Origin of the sequence: Luteimonas sp. 8-5 (assembly GCF_029763755.1) — a bacterium.
GTDB lineage: Bacteria > Pseudomonadota > Gammaproteobacteria > Xanthomonadales > Xanthomonadaceae > Cognatiluteimonas.
On sequence record NZ_JARUVM010000035.1, the window covers coordinates 1 to 1,575 of the forward strand.

The 1,575-nt window shown below is 69.5% G+C and carries 2 protein-coding genes and 1 pseudogene; 1 reads left to right on the forward strand and 2 read right to left on the reverse strand.

Features of this window, described 5'->3' with window-relative positions; translation table 11 throughout:
* Nucleotides 1–772: GTP-binding protein (locus tag QAA18_RS05615; protein ID WP_279411751.1), on the reverse strand; the 772-nt coding region annotated here is incomplete at its 3' end.
* Between the two features lie 128 nt (nt 773–900).
* Here QAA18_RS05615 and QAA18_RS05620 point away from each other — a divergent pair.
* Nucleotides 901–1,335, forward strand: coding sequence for an OsmC family protein (locus tag QAA18_RS05620; protein WP_279411754.1), 435 nt, complete (start codon nt 901–903; stop codon nt 1,333–1,335).
* 30 nt (nt 1,336–1,365) lie between these two features.
* Here the strand turns inward: QAA18_RS05620 and QAA18_RS05625 are convergent.
* Nucleotides 1,366–1,575: pseudogene (locus QAA18_RS05625) on the reverse strand (PhzF family phenazine biosynthesis protein); the annotation flags it as partial.

A 1,575-nucleotide genomic window follows, 5' to 3' on the forward strand; every position in this document is an offset into this window, starting at 1 on the left:
TTACGCCGATGCCGCTGCGGGCCGAGGTGAAGCACACCGGGACCAGGTGGCCCTCGCGCAGGCACTGCTCGAAGGCATCGTGCAGTTCCTGGCCCGAGAGCCCGTCTTCGCCCAGGTCCAGGAAGTGGTCCATGACGGTTTCGTTGACCTCGACCACCTGGTCGATGATCCGGCGATGCCACTCGGCGACGGGGCCGGCATCGGTGTCCTCGCTGGAGGCCGCCGCACCGGCACCGAAGCAGTCGACCACGCGCTTGCCGCCGTCGGCGGGCAGGTTCAGCGGCAGGACCTCCGGGCCGAAGGTCTCGCGCAAGGTTTCCAGCAGTTGCGCCGCATCGGCGCCTTCGTGGTCGATCCGGTTCACGACCACGATCCGGCACAGGTTGCGCGCCTTGGCGTGTTCCATCATCCGCCGCGTGCCGTAGCCGATGCCGCTGTCGGCATCCACCACGATCGCCACGGTTTCCACCGCGGCCAGTGCCGACAGGGTGGGGCCGCGGAAATCGGGATACCCGGGCGTATCGATCAGGTTGAGGTGCACGGATTCCCTGTCGGCGGTCGTGTAGTCGACGCTGGCGATCGCCGCGTCGATGGAATGCCCGCGTTCCTTCTCGATCGGATCGTGGTCGGAAACGGTGCTGCCGCGTTCGATGCTGCCTGCCGACTGGAGGGCGCCGCCGGCATGCAGCAGGGCTTCGAACAGGATGGTCTTGCCGGCGCCTGGGTGGCCTGCGAGGGCCACGTTGCGGATCTGCTGGGTCGTGTACGACATGAGGCTGGCTCCACGTCCACGGGTCGACAAGCCTCCCGCAGGCGCCTGCGGGGGTCAAGCCGCAACGCGGCGGCAACGGGCGAAGGCGTAGGCTGGGCGTTCCCCCATCGAAACCAGGAGTCGACGCCATGGGTATTTCCCGCCACGCCACCGCGCATTGGGAAGGCGACCTCAAGACGGGCCAGGGCAGGCTCGACACGCCCCAGAGCGGCTTGATGTCCGGCACGCCCTACGGTTTCAACACCCGCTTCGGCGACCGCAAGGGCGTCAACCCGGAGGAACTCATCGCCGCCGCGCATGCCGGCTGCTTCACGATGGCGCTTTCGGCCAAGCTGTCCGAGGCGGGGCATCCGCCGGCGTCGCTCGATACCCGTGCCGAGGTCGACCTGTCGATGGAAGGCGGTCCGTCGCTGTCGGCGATCCGGCTCAAGGTGAAGGGCGTCGTCCCGGGCCTGGACGCGGCCGGCTTCCGCGCCATCGCCGACGACGCCGGCAAGCATTGCCCCGTATCGCGCGCGCTCAGCGCGGTGCCGATCACGGTCGAGGCGGATCTCGCTTCGTAAGAACTTGCGCAGGAGTGGCGGAAGCCGCGATTACCAGTCGAGCTGCCCGCGGACCACGGTGCAGGCGCGCCCGCCCGACCACACATCGCCGGCCGCATCCACCGTGAGCTCGATGATCGCGTCGTGGCCGACCTCGCGGCCCTGGCTGATGCGGTAGAAGCCGCCATCGCCCGGCAGCGCGTCGCGCTCGGCCAGCCACGCGGCCAGGGTGGCATTGGCCGCGCCCGACGCCGCGTCCTC

Coding starts and splice junctions, on each gene's coding strand:
- QAA18_RS05620 (WP_279411754.1), top strand. CDS start 901: ATGGGTATTTCCCGCCACGCCACCGCGCATTGGGAAGGCGACCTCAAG.